Consider the following 17,408-nt stretch of genomic DNA (forward strand, 5'->3'; position numbering starts at 1 on the left):
GGCCATGGGGGTATTGCCTCAGCCGCTGGCCAGCCGGCGCGGGGCGCCTGTGGCGGCGTCGGGGCCCTGGCCGATCAGTTGGTACAGGTCCTTGATGTTGGCCGGGGTCGGCACCAGGTGGATCCGCTCGCCAATGCCGTGTTCGCGCGCCTGGTCGTGCAGGTAGCGCAGGGACGAGAAGTCCTCCAGGGCAAAGCCCACCGAGTCGAACACCGTGACCTGCCGGGCATGCTCGCGGCCCGGTTCCAGGCCCTGGGCGATGCGGAAGTATTCGGTCACCGCAAAGTCCGCCGGCAACTGCTGGATATCACCCTCGATGCGCGTTTGCGGCTCGAACTCGACGATCACCCGGGCATTGCGCAGGATCTCTGCGTGCAGCTCGGTCTTGCCCGGGCAGTCGCCGCCCACCGCATTGAGGTGCATGCCGGGCTCGATCAGCTCCGGGGTGAGGATGGTGGCGTAGGCCTTGTCCGCGGTCACCGTGGTGACGATGTCGGCGCCCTTGACCGCATCGGCCACCGACTCGGCGATGCGCACCTTCAGGCTCGGCCAGGCTTGCAGGTTGTGCTTGAGCTTGCGGGAGGAGGCCGGGTCGATGTCGAAGATCCGCAGCTCGTCGATGCCGAGCATGTCGTGGAAGGCGATGGCCTGGAACTCGCTCTGGGCGCCATTGCCGATCAGCGCCATGGTTCGGCTGTCCGGGCGCGCCAGGGCACGGGCCACCAGGGCCGAGGTGGCGGCGGTGCGTACCGCGGTGGTCAGGGTCAGTTCGCTGAGCAGCACCGGGTAGCCGCTGTCCACCTCGGCCAGCACGCCGAAGGCCATGACCGTGAGCAACTGCCGGGCCGGATTGCCAGGGTGGCCGTTGACGTACTTGAAGGCGTACTGCTGGCCATCGTCGGCGGGCATCAGTTCGATGACTCCGGTGGGCGAGTGGTTGGCGGTGCGCGGGGACTTTTCGAAGGCTTGCCAGCGCAGGTAGTCGGCCTGGATATAACCGGCCATTTCACGGATCGCCCTGGCGACACCCAGGCGCTTGTACAGCGCCGCTGCCTGATCCACATCGATAAACAAGGTCATGGTGATTTCCCTCTCGGTCGGAACGTTGAACACTGCGGGAGAGCGCGCCTGGCGCGCGCTAGCGGTTGGCATGGCCGTGCAGCACATTGACCGCATTGAGGCCGATCTCATCCACCATGTAGCCGCCTTCCATCACGAACAGGGTGGGCGTGCCCACCGTGGCGATGATCTGGCCCATGCCGAGAAAGTCTTCGCTTTCCAGCAGGAAGTGGCTGATGGGGTCGTCCTTGAACGTGTCCACGCCCAGGGACACCACCAGCAGTTCGGGAGCGAAGGCCCGCAACTGTTTGCAGGCCAGCTCCAGCGCTTGGCGGTAGTGCTGCCAGGTGGTGTTCTTCGGCAGGGGCAGGTTCAGGTTGCAGCCTTCGCCGGCCCCGCTGCCGCGCTCGCTGGCATGGCCCGAGAAGTAGGGGTAGGACACGGCCGGGTCGCCGTGCAGCGAGACGAAGAGCACGTCACCACGGTCATAGAAAATGTTCTGGGTGCCATTGCCGTGGTGGAAGTCCACGTCCAGCACCGCCACCCGCCTGGCGCCCCGGGTGATGGCGTGCTGCGCGGCGATGGCGGCGTTGTTCAGGTAGCAGTAGCCGCCCATGTATTCCCGTGCGGCGTGATGCCCCGGCGGGCGGCACAGGGCGAAGGCGCTGGCCTGGCCTTCATCGATCAGGGCCAGGGCAGTGAGGGCGATATCGGCGCTGGTGCGCACCGCATCCCAGGTGGTGGCGGTGATCGGCGAGCCGGCGTCCATGGCGAAGAAACCCAGCTTGCCGTCGATGAATTCGGGCACCTGCTGGTTGGCCAGGTCGCGCACCGGCCACACCAGGGGCAGGGCGTCGTGGCTGCGGCCGGTGGCGGTCCATTCGCTCCAGGCGTTTTCCAGGAAGCTGACGTAACGTTCGCTGTGGGCGGCCACGTAGCAGGCGCGGTCGAAGCGCCGCGGGCCGATGATCTCGCCAAGCCCCACGTGGCGCACCCGGTCTCGCACCGTGTCGGCGCGGCTGGGTTGCTCGAAGGAGGGCTTGAGCACGCCATCCTTCAATTCGGTGCCATGGTGCAGGCGGTGGGATTCGCTGAAGACGGTAAGCATGCTGAACGCATCCATTGTTATTGTCCGGTGCAAATAGTTTGTTCCGGCATGGCTGCGAATTCTTTGCTTTTTGTTCGGGTGCAATTAGAGTTTTGGGTAATATTTTCCCCGTTGGTGGCTGATTGTGAAAAAAATGACTCGCAGCGTTAACCTCGACGACACCGACCTGGCGATTCTTGCGCTGTTGCAGCAGGACGCGAGCATTTCCAACGCCGAGCTCAGCGAGCGCCTGTCCCTGAGCCTTACCCCCTGCTGGCGGCGGCGCAAGCGCCTGGAGGAGGAGGGGGTGATCAGGGACTACCAGGCCAACCTCGACCGGCGCCTGCTGGGGCTGGACATCCTGGCCTTCGTCCATGTGCGGTTCGCCACCCACTCCGACCAGACCCCGGACGATTTCGAGACGGTGATCATGCGCCTGCCCGAGGTCCAGGCCTGCCACAAGATCACCGGCGACGCCGACTACCTGCTGCAGGTGCTGGCCCGTGACCTGGACAGCTACAGCGACTTTGTCGAGCACGTGCTCAGGCGCCAGCCGGGCATTGCCTCGATCCAGTCCAGCCTGGCGCTGCGCGAGGTCAAGGCCACCAGCCGCCTGGCGATTCCCCAGCCGCTACCCAGGTAGGGCGGCATCAGATTTCCGATTTTTTGTGCCGGGCTATTCAATGATTGCCCTGCAGGTACTTTCGGCGCGGTCGTGCGCTCGCGTTCCAGCGAGGCAGGCAACAGCAGTGTTGAGCAGGCCATGGATGCAGAAGCAGCAGCGCCTGGCCGCGGCGCTGCCCCGGCCCCAGGGCCTACTGAAATTCGCCGGACTCCAGGCAGAAGGCGACCAGGGCCTGGTCGCTGTCCAGGTTGAGCTTGCGGATCGCCGAGATCTTCTGCGCACTGACGGTCTTCACGCTGCGCTTGAGGTTGGCGGCGATCTGCATCATTGATTCGCCGCGCACGAAATGCCGCAGCACTTCGTATTCCTTGGGCGTAAGGCTGCTCAGGCCGTCGGCCATGGAGCGCAGCGGGCTGCTGTTGAGCTCGTTCTGCACCAGGCTCGGCGGGTGGTGGATGCGCCCCTGGCGGACGTTCTCCAGGGCGCTGAGCAGCTCGCTCATGTCATGGCGCTTGGGCAGTACCGAGCGCACGCCGATGTCATACAGCGCGGCCACGATCATCGGGTTGGACATCATGGTCAGCACCAGTACCTGGACCCTGGGGAAGTGCCGGATCAGGTAGGTCACCAGGCGTATGCCATCGCCGAAGGTCGGGTCGCCCTCCATGAAGTAGTCGGTGATGACCACGTCGATCCGCGGGTCATCCGAAAGTTGCTGGACCAGGGCACTGGGGGTGGTGACAGCCGCCACCACCTCGTACTGGCGGGTCTTTTTCAACAGGTCGCTGACGGCAGCGAGCACCAGGGGATGATCGTCGGCCAGGGCAACGCGTATTTTTTTCATGGTGGACACGATCCATTGTCAAAAGGGAATGCGCAGAAATGCGGGTACTAGGAGCGTTCATTCGAGCTGGCTGATGTCTTGCAAGGCGTGCAGCAGCATCAGGCTATGCGTGCGCGTGGTAGCCGTCAAACCGCTCTGGCGCAGGCTCTGCCCCAAGTCGTGGACCTGCAGGATCAGCGCTTCCTGGCCAGCCACCGCCAGCGACCCACGCACCCGGTGCAGCAACTGGAAGATGCGCTCGTAATCCTCCTCGTCCAGGGCCTGGCGCAGGTGTTCCACGTCCTGGCCCATGGTGCGGGCAAACAGTTCCCGCAGGTTCGGCGGCAGGCCATCAACTGGCGCGTTGCCAGGCGCGGCTGCCGGATCGGCGAGCGGCTCCGGGGCGAGGCTGGTGAGCCGTGCCAGGCTGGCCCGCAGGGTCTGCAACGGCACTGGCTTGACCAGCCAGGCGTCCATCCCGCAGGCCTGGCAGCGGGCCTCTTCGTCGCACATGGCATTGGCGGTGATGCCGATGATCGGCCGGTCGTCCCCGGCGGCGCGCAGGATGCAAGTGAGTTCGTAGCCGTTCATGCGCGGCATGTTGACGTCGGTCAGCAACAGGTCGTAGTCGCCGATGCGCCACAGGTCCAGGGCTTCCGCGCCATCGGCGGCCAGGGTATTGCGGCAGCCCAGTTGCTGCAGCTGATGGCTCAGGGTCGCCTGGTTGATCGGGTTGTCCTCGGCCACCAGCACGTTCAGGCCCAGGGGGGCCAGAGTGGCGATGTCCCGGGCCGGCAGTTCCGGTTCGGCAGGAGCGTCGGGCGCGCCGCCCAGGGTGCGTTCCAGCAAGCGGCCGATGGCATAGTAGTCGCCGGCCTCGGCCAGGCCCGCACCGGGGGTGCGTTGCTGGCCGCCCAGGTCGATGCGCAGCAGCCCGGGGGGCAGGGCCTCGGACGCTTCGGGGCGGTCATCGAACAGCCGCAGGAGAACGCCCTGGCCCTGGGGAGGTGGGGCCGTAGCGTCCACGGGGGTGGCCTGGGCGTGCCACTTCTGCAGCCACTGGCAGAGGTTGTCGGTGAGTTCGTGGTGCGGGCTTTGCACGTAGATTCGCGCGCCGCCCAGGTCGGGCTGGCGCTCGGCGTCGGGGTCGCTGGCCTCCGGCAGTTCCAGCTGCATGGAGAAACTGCTGCCCAGGCCCAGCTCGCTGGTGAGGTGGATCTGGCTGCCCATCAGCGCCGCCAGCTTGGCGCAGATCGACAGGCCCAGCCCCGCGCCGTGCACTGTGTGGGAGTGGGCGTCGATCTGATAGAAGGGGATGAACAGCTGCTGCTGTTCTTCCTTGCCGATACCGATACCGGTGTCCGCCACCTGCAGCGACAGCAGCACCCGTCCCTGGCTGCCGGGCTCGGCCCGGGCGCGCACTATCACCTGGCCCGAGTGGGTGAACTTGACCGCGTTGCTGATCAGGTTGGTGAGGATCTGGCTGATCCGCCCCGGATCGCCGAGCAGGGCTGGAGGCAGTTCTGGATCGACCCAGGAAAACAGCAGCAGGCCCTTGTTCCGGGCACTGTCGACAAAGCTTGCGGTGCAGCGCTGGACCAGGGCCCTGGGATCGAACAGCTGATCCCCCAGGGACAGCTGGCCGGATTCGATGCGGGTGATGTCGAGGATGTCGCTGATGATCTGCAGCAGCAGCCCGGACGACACCTGGATGCGTTCGAGCAACTGGCGCTGTTCGCGGTCCAGGTCGGTCAGGCCCATCAGTTCCAGGGAGCCGAGCACCCCGTACAGCGGCGTGCGGATCTCGTGGCTCATGGTGGCGAGGAACACCGACTTGGCGCCGTTGGCCTTGTCGGCCGCCTGTTTCGCCTGGGTCAGTTGCTGCTCCATCTGGGCCCGCGCACTGAGGTCGGCAAAGGCGCAGATCAGCACATCCTGGTTGCGGTAGCGGGTGGGGGCGAAGGCGATGTAGAACGAGCGTCCGTCGAAGCTCTGGTAGTTCTCGATCTCCCCCGGCTCCCGGGCCCGGGCGATGCGCTCCAGCAATGCCGGGTCCAGACCGCTGGCGTCCAGGCTCTGGCCGACCTGGGTGGTGAACCATTTGAGGGCCAGGTTGTTGGCGAAGACGATCCGCCGGTCTTCGCGGCTGAGCACGCACAGGGCCACTGGCGTGGTCTCCAGCAGGGTGCGGCTGAACTGATGGTTTTCCACCAGCTCGGCGTGAGCCTGTTGCGCCGGCGCTATGACCCGGCGCTGGTACCAGCGCGCATAGACCCTGGCGGCCAGGGGGCTGAGCAACAGCAGCAGGAAGATCGCCGCCAGGGACCAGGAGTGGCCGAGGAACAGGGTGCGGTAGCTCAACAGGTAGTAACCGCTCCAGTGGCCACTGGCGTCGTTGATCCGGAACAGCAGGCCGTCGCTGCGCACGTTGGCCCCCTCGTGCAGCGCCAGGGGCGCCGGTTCATCCCCCAGCAGCAGGCCGTCGAGCCGGCCCTGCAGCCAGAACTTGTCGTAGAAGTGCCGCCGCTGCGGCGTGGTGAAGACGTTGATGCGGTCCCTGTAGGTGAGGCAGGCAGCATAGGTGCCGGAACTCTGCAGGCCGCTGCCGGGGGCAAGGTTGTGCAGGGCGGTGAAGGCGATCATGTGCTGGGGAAAGTCCTTGAGACGGATCCAGCGGATCGCGTCGCTGTCGCTGCTGGTAGCGCTGGCGCGCACCGCATGCAGGCCTGCCAGGACCAGGGGGGTGGTCAGCCGCGGCCAGCGGCTGCCGATGGTGGGCACGGTAAAGCTGCTGCCGGCACCGGCGTCCACCACCAGCAGGGCCGAAGCGGGAAAGCTCGAGCGCACCCAGAAGCTGGAGTAGAGATCGGCCAGGTAGCGCCCAAGGCCGGCTGCTGCGGCGCTCTGGTGGGGGCATTGGGCCTGGTCCTGGCAGACCAGGGTGAAGGGGGTTTCCACCGAGGAGGGGTTACCCTGGAACAGGGTCGCGCCCACCGCCTCCTGTTGCTCCATGAGGTGGAAGAGCTGCGCCGGATCCTGGTCCGCGTCCTTGTATTGCAGGCGCTTCTCGCCGGCCAGCCGCTGGAGCAGGGCTTGCTGCTCGCTCATGTAGCGGGTCAGCAGTTGGAAGTCCACGGCAATCCGTTCCTGTTCCTGGCGGATGATCCGCTGGCCGCCCCAGAACAGCGCGCCGCCCATGACCAGCAGCAACGGCAGAATGAGGAACAGCACGAGATTCAATCGTCGGAAGTTTTTCGCGATGCGGCGTAGCGGGATGTCTGGCATGGGAGAGAGGAGGCGGGCCGGGTAGGTGACGAAAAGGGTGGAGTAACAGTGCATCCCAGCAGTTGTGTGAAGGCGTCCAGCTCCAATGCGGCGGAAATAAGATACCCCTGGGCACTGTCGCAGCCAATCTGGCGCAGAAATTCCAGGTCACGGGCCGATTCCACGCCCTCGGCCACCACTTCCAGGCCCAGTTGCCGGCCCAGTTGCACCGCCGCCACCAGGGCTGCGGCGCGGGCATCGTCGGCTGCGGCGCCATGCACGAAGTGGCGGTCGATCTTCATCTCGGTAAAGGGCGTGGAGATCAGGCTGTACATGGAACTGTAGCCCATGCCGAAGTCGTCCTGTGCCAGGCCGAAGCCTTTGAGGCGCAGGCGGCTGGCGCCCATATGATACTGCCCGGGGGACAGTGGCCGCTCGGTTTCCAGCAGCTCGAAGCAGATATCGCTGGTGGCCAGCCCCGAGGCGAGGGTGATCTGCTGCAACTGGTCGGGCAGGCCGGGGTCGTCCAGCAGTCCGGTGGGCAGGTTCACCGATACGCTGAGGCGGTGGCCCAGGCGTTGCCAGTGCTGCTGCGCCTGGAGGGCGTCGTCGAGCATCAGCAGCAACAGCGCATGGTCCAGCTGGCAGCGGCTGATGGAGGCAAGGAACGAGTCCGGCATCAGCAGCCCGAAGGACGGACTGCTCCAGCGCACCAGGGCCTCGGCGCCGACGATCCGGCCAGTGCTCAGCGAGCGCCGGGGCTGGAACCGGGCCTTGAGCTCGCGGCGTTCGATGGCCCGCTCCAGGACCTGGCGGTCGAACACCGCCTCGTGCTCGGGCCGGGCTGCCAGCACCGGGTCCTGGCTGTTGCCGATGATGGCGCTGATCTGCTCGACGTGGATCGCTTCCAGGGGCTTGGGGAAGGTGCCGAGTACCGCCAGGCCCTTCTCCTTGGCCATCAGGCTGACGCTGTTCATCAACCGCCGCGAGCAGGACGAGACGATGGCCAGGATCGGCACCTGGTCGACACCGGTCAGGGCATGGATGAACTGCACCCCATCCATTTCCGGCATGTGCAGGTCCACCAGCACCAGGTCGTAGACCTGCCGGTGCAGCATGGCCAGGGCCTGGCGCGCATCGAGGGCGCTGTCCACCCGGCCGAACCCGGCCGCCTGCAACAGGTGCCGGGCCTGCAGGCAGTGGATCGGATGGTCGTCCAGCACCAGGACTCGCAGGGGCTTGAGCATGCTCAAATGACTTTCCTCTTGATGGATTGCAGTACCTCGCTCAAGGCGTCCAGGGGTACCGGCTTGATCAGCAAATGACGGATTCCGGCCGACTCGCAGTGGCTGCGCAGCGCCGGGGAGAGTTCACCGGTGATACCGATGATGGGGCCGCAATACCCCCGCTCGCGCAGGGTGCGGGCAAACGACAGACCGTCCATGTGTTCCATCTGCAAGTCGGTCAGCACGCCGTCGAAGGACAGCAGGTCGGTGCGTTTCAAGGCATCGACGGCGCTGGCGCAGGCCACCATCCGGTTGCCCAGGTAGCGGCCCTGCTGAAAGATCACCTGCAGCGACAGGGGGCTGTCGTCCACCGCCAGCAGCTTGAGGTCCAGGCTCGGGGCCAGGGCTTCGGGGGAGGCGAAGCACCGTTCGGCGACGATGCCGGACTGGGCCTGGGCCACGGCGTTGCGCAGGCTGTCGAGGCTGAAGGTGCGGGCCACCCAGCTGTCGCCGGCCTGGCGCTGCGGCGGGCCCATGCCGGGGGCGTGCATGAGCACCCGCGGGCCGCTCCAGGCCACTGGCCGCGAGGGGCCGAGAAAGGCTTCCACCAGCACCGCCTTGCGGGTCGGTGGGTCGCGTTCGGCCACATAGGGAATGGCCAGGGCGCCCCAGCGGCGCAACCAGTGGCAGAGGTTGAGATTCACTTCCTGGATATCCCCGCGCACATACACTGGGGTCACCCCCAGGCGCGGCAGGTCCGGCGCCGGGGCGGCGGTGCAGGGTTCCAGGGCCAGGCTGAAGCTGAAGCTGGAGCCCAGGCCCGGTTCGCTGATGGCGCTCAACTGACCCTGCATCATCGTCGCCAGCCGTTGGCAGATGGCCAGGCCCAGGCCGGTGCCCGGCGCCTTCTGGCCCAGCCAGCTGGGCACCCGGTAATAGGGTTCGAACAGGTTGGCCTGGAACTCCGGGGCGATCCCCGGGCCGCTGTCCACCACCTGAAAGCGCAGGCGGGGCGCCTGGCTCGGGCCCGCCTCGGCATGCAGGCGCAGCACCACATGGCCGGACTCGGTGAACTTGATGGCGTTGCTCACCAGGTTGTTGAGGATCTGGCGAATGCGTTCGCTGTCGCCCACCACTCGCTCGGCGACATTCGGGTCCAGGGTCACGTACAGGCGCAGGCCCTTGCTGCGGGCCCGGGCCGAGTAACTGAAGGCCACTTCTTCCACCAGCCGCACCGGGGAGAAGGGGGCGCTGGTGAGGCTCAGGCGGCCGGACTCGATCAGTGACATGTCGAGGGTGTCGTTGATGGTTCGCATCAGCGCCGAGGATGCTTGCTGGGTGGCTTCCAGGTAGTCGCCCTGCTGGGCGCTGAGGGCGGTGGTGCGGAGCATTTCCAGAGAGCCGAGGATGCCGTACATGGGCGTGCGGATCTCGTGGCTCAGGGTGCTGAGGAACAGGGTCTTCTCGTGGTTGGCCTGGTCCGACAGCAGCTTGGCCTGCAGCAGCGACTGTTCGGCCACCTTGAAGTCGGTCACGTCGCTGATGCAGCACAGCACCGCCGCCACGCCGTTGTAGCCGGTGGGGGCACAGGTCAGCTGGATGAAGGTGCCGTCGTCAAGGGCATGTTCGATGGCATGCACCCGGGCAGGCGGCTCGTCGAGGATGCGCTCGCGCAGGCCGGGCACCGAGGCCAGCCAGCGGCGCCCGGATTCATTGCACAGGATCAGCCGGCCGTTGTCGCGCCGCATCAGGCACAGGCCCACCGGCGCCACCTCGATGAAGCGCCGGTTGAGGGACACGCTGTCTGCCAGGGCGCTGTAGTGGCGCACTGCGGGTTCCACCAGGCGCAGGCGGATGTAGCGCGCGCCGAGAAAGATCACCGCGAACAGAAGCAGGGTCACCAGCAGGGTGGTGTACAGCGGGCCACGGCTGTCGCGCAGCAGTTGGCTGACCGGTGCGTAGTACACCAGGCGCCAGCCGGCGTTGCCCACGGATTTATTGAGCACGATGTAGTCGGGCAGCCCGCCCAGGCGGTGCAGGCCGAAGGAGTCCTCGTCGGCCTGCAGGCGCGACAGGCTGCCGGGCACTTGCCAGTTGGCGCTGTGCAGCACCAGTGCGCCGTCGGCGTCATACAGCAGGTATTTGCCCTGGTGCAGGCCCAGGGGGTCCAGGGCCAGGTCGATCTCGGTGAGCTCCAGGCCCAGCCAGCCCTCGCTGGCGTGATGCTCGTCCACCGGGCGCAACAGGTACACCTGCTTGTTGCCATCGATGCCGGCCCAGTACCACAGGGTCCGGGCCTCGGGGTGTCGGGCCAGCAGGTCCTGTACCGCACGCTGGTCGAGCTGCCGCAGCCAGGGCGCGTCCACGGCCTTGCTGGGGGGCTGGCCGGTGCCGGTGGCCGCTGGCTCGTAGAGAGTGCTGACCAGGCCCTGTTCCGGCACCAGGTACAGCAGCTGGCTGTGGGTGCTGTCCACTTCCACCAGGTCGCGGGCAGTCAGCACCAGGGCCCAGCGCCGGGAGGGAGTACTGCCGAATGGCAGTACCCGCAGTTGCTCGTTACTTGCCAGAAAGTTGCGTGCCGTTGAACTAAGGCGCTCATCGCTAGTGCGCACGGCCGAAGAAGAAATGGCCTTCAACAGGCTTTCCCGTTGATTGAAGAATTGTTGTGCGTTAAATGCCGCTGCGTTCATTTGCCGGCGGTAGTTGGAGAGGGTTTCATTAAGTGACCAGTGGACCACGAAACCGGCAATGATCAGGATGCAGGACAGCAGGCTGTACATGAAAAGGCGCAGCAGGACCACCGGGATATAGGCCCCGGAGAAGTGGCTGGTAAACGCAGGGAAGTGGGCTTGTGTATGCATCGGCCCATAGTAAGGAGAACTATCTATATCCCTCTTCAGAATATTCTTAATGCCAGGGGCTTTAAGAAGATTCTCATTTTTTAGTTCACCTATTGACTTCAGGCTTTCGATCCTCTTGTGCTCTAACGCAAAGGTTTGAAAGTTATGGTTCTGGTTAAGAAAACGATAAGCCTCGCCGTCAGCTCCGCGCTGTCGTTGATGACGCTTGTTGCTCAGTCTGCAACCGCTGCTGATTATGAAAAAATCGACTTGTCCTCGCCCGAAGGTGAATCCCTGACCCTGGATGAGGCGTCTGTCGATTACACCGGCCGTGGGCCGGCGGTGCGGGTCAGCGGCGCTCAGAACCAGTTGCAGGGCCAGGGCTACGATATCCGGGCCACGGCGGACAGCCCCAACAGCGCGGTGGTGGGCGTGCAGGTGGACGCCGGCGGCAAGGCCGAACTGAGCGGCGTGACCATCAGCACCGGCGGCTCGGATTTCGCCACCGGGGCCCAGGCCACCGGCGCCGGCAGCCAGTTGACCCTGAACGATGTGCAGATCACCACCAGCGGCAACCAGAGCCGCGGCGTGGTGGCCAGCGCTGGTGGCCAGGTGCAGGTGGCCGGTGGCTCCATCACCACCTCGGGCAACCAGGCCGATGTCTTGTCCGCCTCCGGCATGGGCTCCAGCATCCTGGCCTCGGACCTGACCCTGACCGCCACTTCGACCGGCTCGGTCAATGCGGTCCGCGCCGCCGATGGTGCGGCCATCGAACTGCAGCGCGTCAGCATCCAGTCCAGCGGCTTCATTGGCGCGGTGGCCGTGGAAGGGGTCGGCTCCTCCCTCAGCGCCGATGGCGTCGACATCACCGCCGAGAATGGCCGTGGCATCGGTGTGACCAGCGCCGCCCTGACCTTTCGCAACGGCAGCATCAATGCCAAGGGCGACGGCATCACCTTGAGCAGCCTGTACCAGAAACCGGGTGGCACGGCGGTGGTCAGCCACAGCCGGATCACCTCGCAGAATGGCAACGGTATCAACGTCAACGCCGACCAGGCCGCGGCCGATCTGGACAGCGTGCAGGTCACCGCCCTGGGCGACTATGGCGTGGCGATCTGGATGCCGGGCAGCAACACCCGGGTGGACGTCAAGGACAGCATTCTGCAAACCCGTGGCCAGAGTGCGGTGGCCATCGACAACCGTGGCGGCGTGTTCACCATGGACGGTGGTTCCATCAGCACCCTTGGCGACAACTCTCATGCCCTGTACGCCTCGCCGGACACCACAAACAGCCCCGGTGCGGTGTTCAACGTCAGCCGCGTGCTGATCGAAACCAGCGGCCGGGGCTCCGTGGGGGCGCTGGCCCGCATGGCGGGGGCGAGCATCAGCCTGAGCAACAGCAGCGTCGTCACCCACGGCGACCTGGGCTATGGCCTGTTCGCCTCGGGCCGCGGTGCCAGCGTGGAGCTGCAGGACAGCGACGTGCAGACCGCCGGCGAGCAGGCTCACGGCCTGGCCATCAGCAACAACGCCACGACCCGCTTCCAGGGCTCGACCGTGGTCACCAACGGCAGCAACGCCCATGGCATCGTCAGTTTCGCCACCGGCGCCGGGGTGGTGAACGATGTGGAGGTCACGTCCAGCCATATCCAGACTGAAGACGGCGCCGGCATCCTGGTCAACGGCGGAGGCCTGACCACGCGCTTTACCGACAGTAGCCTGGTGGGCCGCAGCGGTGGCGAGCAGGGCACCGCGCTGTGGATCACCGACCGCGCCAGCGGGGTGCTGGCCGGTGCGGTGCAACTGGACGCCGTGCGCTCGAACCTGTTCGGTGATGTGCTGGTGGACGGCGGCAGCCTGCAACTGTCCCTGGCCGACCACTCCAGCCTGGACGGGGCGATCAAGGGCGGCAGCCGTGATACCCAACTGAGCCTGGACGACAGCAGTGTCTGGACCCTGCGCGGCGACTCCCAGCTCACCCGCCTGGCCAACAACGGCGTGGTGGAGTTCGCCGATCCCGGCCTGGCGGGGGCCTTCAAGCAGTTGCAGGTCAGTGGCGACCTCGAGGGCGACGGCCACTACATCATGAACACCGACCTGGGCCTGCAGCAGGGTGACCGGTTGATCGTCGGCGGCCAGGTCACCGGCAACAACGACATTCTGGTGCGCAACTCCGGCAGCGAACCGGGGGCCGAGGGCCAGAGCCTGACCCTGGTGCAAAGCGCCGGCGGCCCGGGTTCGTTCAGCCTGGCCAACCGCGGTGGGGTAGTGGATGCCGGGACCTATCGCTACGGTCTTGCGGCCGATGCCCAGGGCAACTGGAACCTGGTGAACGTCGGCCGTACCCAGCCGGCGCCGGGGCCGGACAACCTTTCCACCGGCGCCAGCGCGGCGGTCAACAGCAGCGCCATCGCCACCTTGCGGGCCACCTGGGATGCCGAGCGGGCGACCCTGGTACAGCGCCTCGGCGACCTGCGCCAGGGGGCCGACCGCCAGGGTGTGTGGATCCGTGGTTTCGGCCAGCAGCAATCCCTGGACAACGGCGTTGGCCGGACGTTTTCCCAACAGGTACAGGGCACGCAACTGGGCATGGACACCCGGCTCGACACCGCCGGTGGCACCCTGGTGCTTGGCGCGCTGGCCGGCTACAGCCAGACCGATCGCAACTTCAAGGGCGAGGGCAGCGGCAAGCTCGACAGCTACCACCTGGGCGGCTATGCCACCTACCTGGATGACTCGGGCTGGTACACCGACACCTTGCTGACCCTGAACCGCTGGTCCACCCGCCTGGATGTATGGGGCACCGACGGCGCCAAGGTCTCCGGGCATTCACGCAGCAAGGGCGCGGGCCTGTCGGTGGAAGCCGGCAAGCAGATCGATCTGGGCAACCGCTGGTTCGTCGAGCCCCAGGCGCAGGTTTCCATGCTCTATGCCCGCTCCGACAACTACCGCCTGGACAACGGCCTGCAGGTGCAGCCCGGCGATGGGCTGTCGACCCAGATCCGCACCGGTGCCCGGGCCGGGCGCAACCTGCAGCTGGAAGATGGCACACGCTTGCAGCCCTACCTCAAGGCTGGCTGGGTCGAGGATCTGTCGGCGCAGAACAAGGTCCGCACCAACGGCATCGCCAGCCGTCCCGATGGCAACGGCGGTGGCTGGTATGCCGGGGTTGGCGTGACCGGTGAGCTGAGCCGCCAGCATCAGGTGTATGCCGAGGTCGAGACCAGCGAAGGCTCGAACATCGACCGGCCCTGGGCCGCCAACCTCGGTTACCGCTTCACGTTCTGAGGGGCACTGGCGCTCGCCGCGAGCGTCTGGCGCACCCCTTGGGCATAGGACGTCTTGGCGATCGGCCCGATCAGAGCTTGCAGGGCCGAGTCGTCGAGGATCAGCGGCGAGCTGATCAGGTAATGCATCTCCACCATCTCGCGCAGCAGCGGGTCGAACAGCCCCAGCAGGCGCAGCAGGGGCTTGCCGATCACCCGCTGCTTGAAGCGGGTACCGCCGTGCTGCCGGATCAGCTCCAGCAGCTCGCGCTGGCTGGTGACCCCGGCGCCGCCCAGGTGCCAGGTCTTGCCGAAGGCCTCGGGCTGCTGGATCAAGCGGCAGACCACCGGCCCCACGTCGGGAACGAAGACAAACTCATGGGGCCGGTCCAGGGGGCCTACCAGGTTCGCCGTGCCGCCCTGGACCGCGGCCTGGAACGCGCCGTGCAGCAGGCTTTTATCGACCCCGGGCCCGTAGAAGTCCGGCAGGCGCAGCACCGTGGCCTGGATCTTGCCGTCGGCATGGGCCTTCCATAGCAGGTCTTCCTGGGCCTTGCGCATGCGGCCCTTGAAGCTGTTGGGCTGGCTCGGATGCTGCTCCGCCACCGGGTTGCTGCGAGCCATGCCGTAGGGATAGACGGTGCCGATCAGCAGGATCCGGCGCACCCCGGCGGCGATGGCGCCGTCCAGGGTCTGGCGCATCAGTTGCGGGTGCAGTTCGAAGCGCCAATAGTCCACCCCCACCAGATAGACCAGGGTGTCGATGCCGGCTGCGGCAGCCTCGACCGAGGCGGGCTGGTCGGGGTCCCAGGTGACCGGCTCGGCCAACGGGTCGGCGCCATAGGCCTTTAGCAGGCTGCTCTGGCTGCGGCCCACCACGCGGTAGGGCTGGCCCTGGCTGCGCAGGGTCCGGGCAATGCTCTGGCCAATGGCGCCGACGGCGCCGAACAAGGCTACTTGGGGCATGACGGGGTTCCTCGTGGATGAACAGAGCTTGCAGAGTGCGAGTTCCTCGGCTAAATGGAAATTGCCCAGAATTCGATGGTTTCTATAAAAAAATGCATAGCCCCACGGATACTCCCCCCCACTGGGACTGGTACCGCACCTTTCTCGCAGTGCTGGACAGTGGCTCCCTGTCTGCCGCCGGCCGTGCCATGGGTTTGACCCAGCCCACGGTGGGCCGGCATATCGACCAGTTGGAAGCGGCCCTGGGCCTGAAGCTGTTCACCCGTTCCTTCGACGGATTCGCCGCCACCGAAGCGGCGCTGGAGCTCAAGCCCTACCTGCTGCAGCTGGCGGCGGGGGAGGCGGCCTTGCGCCGGGTGGCCAGCAGCCATGGCGCCGGGGTGCAGGGCAGTGTGCGGATCTCGGCCAGCGAAATCATCGGGGTGGAGGTGTTGCCGCCGATTCTCGCCACCTTGCGCCAGCAGCATCCGCAGTTGGTGGTGGAGCTGGTGCTGTCCAACCGTGCCGACGACCTGCTGCAACGCCAGGCCGATATTGCCGTGCGGATGTTCCGCCCGACCCAGGAAGCGCTGCTGGTGCGCCGGGTCGCCGACATCGAACTGGGCCTGCATGCCCACCGGGACTATCTGCAGCAGCAGGGCACGCCGCTCTCGCTGGAGCAGTTGGCCGGGCACGCCCTGATTGGCTTCGACCGTGAAACCGCGTTTATCCGCCGCCTGCAACAGCAGTACCCGATGCTGGCCCGGGGCGCCTTCGCCTGGCGCAGTGACAGTGACCTGGCGCAGTTGGCGGCATTGCGCGCGGGGTTTGGCATTGGTGCCTGCCAGGTACGCCTGGCCGAAGCTGATCCACGCCTGGTGCGGGTCCTGGCGGAGCAGTTCGCACCGAGCCTGGAAGCCTGGGTGGCGATGCATGAAGACCTGCGCAACAGCCCGCGCTGCGCGGTGACCTTCGCCGCGCTGGTGCAGGGGCTGGCGGCCTATGCCGGGGGCGATTGACCGCCAGGGTGTCGGCAAGGGTTGCCAGGTGGCCCCGGCAGCGGTTTATCATACGCTGTATGTTTAAGCCCCCAGGAGGCAACGCCCATGGCATTCGGCAAGGTATTCATCGCCACCTCGGTCGATGGTTTCATCGCCCGCAACGACGGTGCCATCGACTGGCTGCCCAGTGGCGAGTCCGGTGAGGACTACGGCTACGGCGCCTTCATGGCGTCGGTGGACGGAATTGTCATGGGCCGTGCTACCTACGACAGCGTGCTGGGTTTCACCCCCTGGCCTTTCGACAAGCCGGTGGTGGTGCTCAGCCGCACCCTCAGTACGCAGGACGTGCCGCAGCGCCTGGAGGGCAAAGTACGCATCAGCGCGCTGCAACCGGTGGCGCTGGTGGCGCAGTTGCGGGCCGAGGGCTGGAGAAACGCCTACATCGATGGCGGCACCCTGATTCAAGCCTTTCTCCAGGCCGGGCTGATCGATGAAATGACCCTGACTCGGGTGCCGGTGCTGCTGGGCACGGGCCGCCCCCTGTTCGGCGCACTGCCCCGGGACCTGCACCTGCGCTGCGTCGATTCCCGGCGGTATCCGGATGGGCTGGTGAGCACCCGCTACCGGGTGGAGCGGGGCGCCGTCCATGACTGACCGGCCCAAGCGCAGCGGCCGCCCTGCCGCAGGGCGTGAACTGAGCCTGGACCAGGTTCTCGACGTGGGCCTGGAGCTGCTGGAGGAGCTGGGGCCCCAGGGGTTCGGTGGCCGGGCCCTGGCGCGGCAGCTGGGGATTACCCCGATGTCGGTGGCCTACCACGTGGGCGACCAGCGCAACCTGATGCGCCTGCTGGTGGAGCGGGTGCACGCCGAGCCGCTGGCCGAGCCGGCAACGCAGTGGCCACCCGAGGCAAGAATCCAGGCGCTGCTGGGGGAGTACATGGCCCGGGTCCGCCGCCATCCGGCGCTGACCCTGTGCGTCCTCGGTGACCCGCAGCTGTTCGGCGGCTCCCTGGCCACCTTCAGCCAGCGCTTGCGCGAGGAAGTACGGGCCTTCGATGCAGACCCGGCGCTGTTCGACCTGCTGGTGGACTACAGCCACGGCCACGCCCTGGCGCTGGCCCTGGCCGGGGAGGGCGCGCAGGCGCTGGAGGGCGCTTTCGAAGCGGGGCTGCGCCGCTTGCTGCGCTAGGCGGCTTACTACAGGGCGCCGGCGAGCATCGCGGCAAAGCGCCGGGCTGGCCATTCCTTGCGGTCCGACACCTGGCCTTTGCC

The 17,408-nt window shown here is 66.6% G+C and carries 12 protein-coding genes; 5 read left to right on the forward strand and 7 right to left on the reverse strand.

Features of this window, described 5'->3' with window-relative positions; translation table 11 throughout:
- Positions 1 to 18: 18 nt before the first annotated feature.
- Entirely contained in the window at positions 19 to 1,080 is a 1,062-nt protein-coding gene (locus tag M2395_RS02375; RefSeq protein ID WP_123430543.1) for an ornithine cyclodeaminase, read from the reverse strand.
- Positions 1,081 to 1,138: 58 nt separating this feature from the next.
- Positions 1,139 to 2,167, reverse strand: coding sequence for a histone deacetylase family protein (locus M2395_RS02380; protein ID WP_174824028.1), 1,029 nt, complete (start codon positions 2,165 to 2,167; stop codon positions 1,139 to 1,141).
- A 133-nt stretch (positions 2,168 to 2,300) separates the two neighbouring features.
- On the opposite strand from M2395_RS02380, the gene M2395_RS02385 reads away from it, so the two are divergent.
- A complete protein-coding gene (locus M2395_RS02385) occupies positions 2,301 to 2,789 on the forward strand; it encodes an Lrp/AsnC family transcriptional regulator (RefSeq protein WP_202602947.1) in 489 nt (162 codons plus the stop codon).
- 172 nt (positions 2,790 to 2,961) lie between these two features.
- On the opposite strand, the gene M2395_RS02390 is transcribed toward M2395_RS02385, so the two are convergent.
- Genes M2395_RS02390 through M2395_RS02405 form a run of 4 tightly spaced genes read right to left on the reverse strand, consistent with a single transcriptional unit; the run spans position 2,962 to position 10,945 of the window.
- Complete coding sequence (locus M2395_RS02390; protein WP_011061914.1) at positions 2,962 to 3,615, reverse strand: response regulator transcription factor; 654 nt, start codon at positions 3,613 to 3,615, stop codon at positions 2,962 to 2,964.
- A 57-nt stretch (positions 3,616 to 3,672) separates the two neighbouring features.
- The gene (locus tag M2395_RS02395; protein WP_233447065.1) at positions 3,673 to 6,825 is read right to left on the reverse strand and encodes a hybrid sensor histidine kinase/response regulator; all 3,153 of its coding nucleotides are present in this window, start codon (positions 6,823 to 6,825) and stop codon (positions 3,673 to 3,675) included.
- A 5-nt stretch (positions 6,826 to 6,830) separates the two neighbouring features.
- A complete protein-coding gene (locus M2395_RS02400) occupies positions 6,831 to 8,105 on the reverse strand; it encodes an EAL domain-containing protein (RefSeq protein ID WP_123430546.1) in 1,275 nt (424 codons plus the stop codon).
- A gap of 2 nt (positions 8,106 to 8,107) precedes the next feature.
- The gene (locus M2395_RS02405; protein ID WP_123430547.1) at positions 8,108 to 10,945 is read right to left on the reverse strand and encodes a hybrid sensor histidine kinase/response regulator; all 2,838 of its coding nucleotides are present in this window, start codon (positions 10,943 to 10,945) and stop codon (positions 8,108 to 8,110) included.
- Positions 10,946 to 11,194: 249 nt separating this feature from the next.
- Here M2395_RS02405 and M2395_RS02410 point away from each other — a divergent pair, with 249 nt between their 5' ends.
- Positions 11,195 to 14,212: an autotransporter outer membrane beta-barrel domain-containing protein gene (locus M2395_RS02410; protein ID WP_123430548.1), complete on the forward strand. Its 3,018-nt coding sequence runs from the start codon at positions 11,195 to 11,197 to the stop codon at positions 14,210 to 14,212.
- Here the strand turns inward: M2395_RS02410 and M2395_RS02415 are convergent.
- Positions 14,194 to 15,156: an SDR family oxidoreductase gene (locus tag M2395_RS02415; RefSeq protein WP_123430549.1), complete on the reverse strand. Its 963-nt coding sequence runs from the start codon at positions 15,154 to 15,156 to the stop codon at positions 14,194 to 14,196. The two genes, M2395_RS02410 and M2395_RS02415, sit on opposite strands and share 19 nt — an antisense overlap.
- Positions 15,157 to 15,248: 92 nt before the next feature.
- Between M2395_RS02415 and M2395_RS02420 the strand changes: the two genes are divergently transcribed.
- The 3 genes from M2395_RS02420 (at position 15,249) to M2395_RS02430 (ending at position 17,325) form a co-directional block, all read left to right on the forward strand.
- A complete protein-coding gene (locus tag M2395_RS02420; RefSeq protein WP_011061908.1) occupies positions 15,249 to 16,154 on the forward strand; it encodes a LysR family transcriptional regulator in 906 nt (301 codons plus the stop codon).
- Positions 16,155 to 16,241: 87 nt separating this feature from the next.
- On the forward strand, positions 16,242 to 16,790 hold the full coding sequence (locus M2395_RS02425) for a dihydrofolate reductase family protein (protein WP_053152458.1): 549 nt from the start codon (positions 16,242 to 16,244) through the stop codon (positions 16,788 to 16,790).
- The gene (locus M2395_RS02430; protein ID WP_053152457.1) at positions 16,783 to 17,325 is read left to right on the forward strand and encodes a TetR/AcrR family transcriptional regulator; all 543 of its coding nucleotides are present in this window, start codon (positions 16,783 to 16,785) and stop codon (positions 17,323 to 17,325) included. The genes M2395_RS02425 and M2395_RS02430 overlap by 8 nt, the downstream gene beginning before the upstream one ends.
- Positions 17,326 to 17,408: the final 83 nt, after the last annotated feature.

The organism is Pseudomonas sp. BIGb0176 (assembly GCF_024810175.1).
Lineage (GTDB): Bacteria > Pseudomonadota > Gammaproteobacteria > Pseudomonadales > Pseudomonadaceae > Aquipseudomonas > Aquipseudomonas protegens.

Bases quoted from the DNA above. Each gene is read 5' to 3' on its own strand.
- M2395_RS02375 (WP_123430543.1), bottom strand. From the start codon at position 1,080: ATGACCTTGTTTATCGATGTGGATCAGGCAGCGGCGCTGTACAAGCGC.
- M2395_RS02390 (WP_011061914.1), bottom strand. From the start codon at position 3,615: ATGAAAAAAATACGCGTTGCCCTGGCCGACGATCATCCCCTGGTGCTC.
- M2395_RS02420 (WP_011061908.1), top strand. From the start codon at position 15,249: ATGCATAGCCCCACGGATACTCCCCCCCACTGGGACTGGTACCGCACC.
- M2395_RS02385 (WP_202602947.1), top strand. From the start codon at position 2,301: ATGACTCGCAGCGTTAACCTCGACGACACCGACCTGGCGATTCTTGCG.
- M2395_RS02430 (WP_053152457.1), top strand. From the start codon at position 16,783: ATGACTGACCGGCCCAAGCGCAGCGGCCGCCCTGCCGCAGGGCGTGAA.
- M2395_RS02380 (WP_174824028.1), bottom strand. From the start codon at position 2,167: ATGCTTACCGTCTTCAGCGAATCCCACCGCCTGCACCATGGCACCGAA.
- M2395_RS02415 (WP_123430549.1), bottom strand. From the start codon at position 15,156: ATGCCCCAAGTAGCCTTGTTCGGCGCCGTCGGCGCCATTGGCCAGAGC.
- M2395_RS02425 (WP_053152458.1), top strand. From the start codon at position 16,242: ATGGCATTCGGCAAGGTATTCATCGCCACCTCGGTCGATGGTTTCATC.
- M2395_RS02405 (WP_123430547.1), bottom strand. From the start codon at position 10,945: ATGCATACACAAGCCCACTTCCCTGCGTTTACCAGCCACTTCTCCGGG.
- M2395_RS02400 (WP_123430546.1), bottom strand. From the start codon at position 8,105: ATGCTCAAGCCCCTGCGAGTCCTGGTGCTGGACGACCATCCGATCCAC.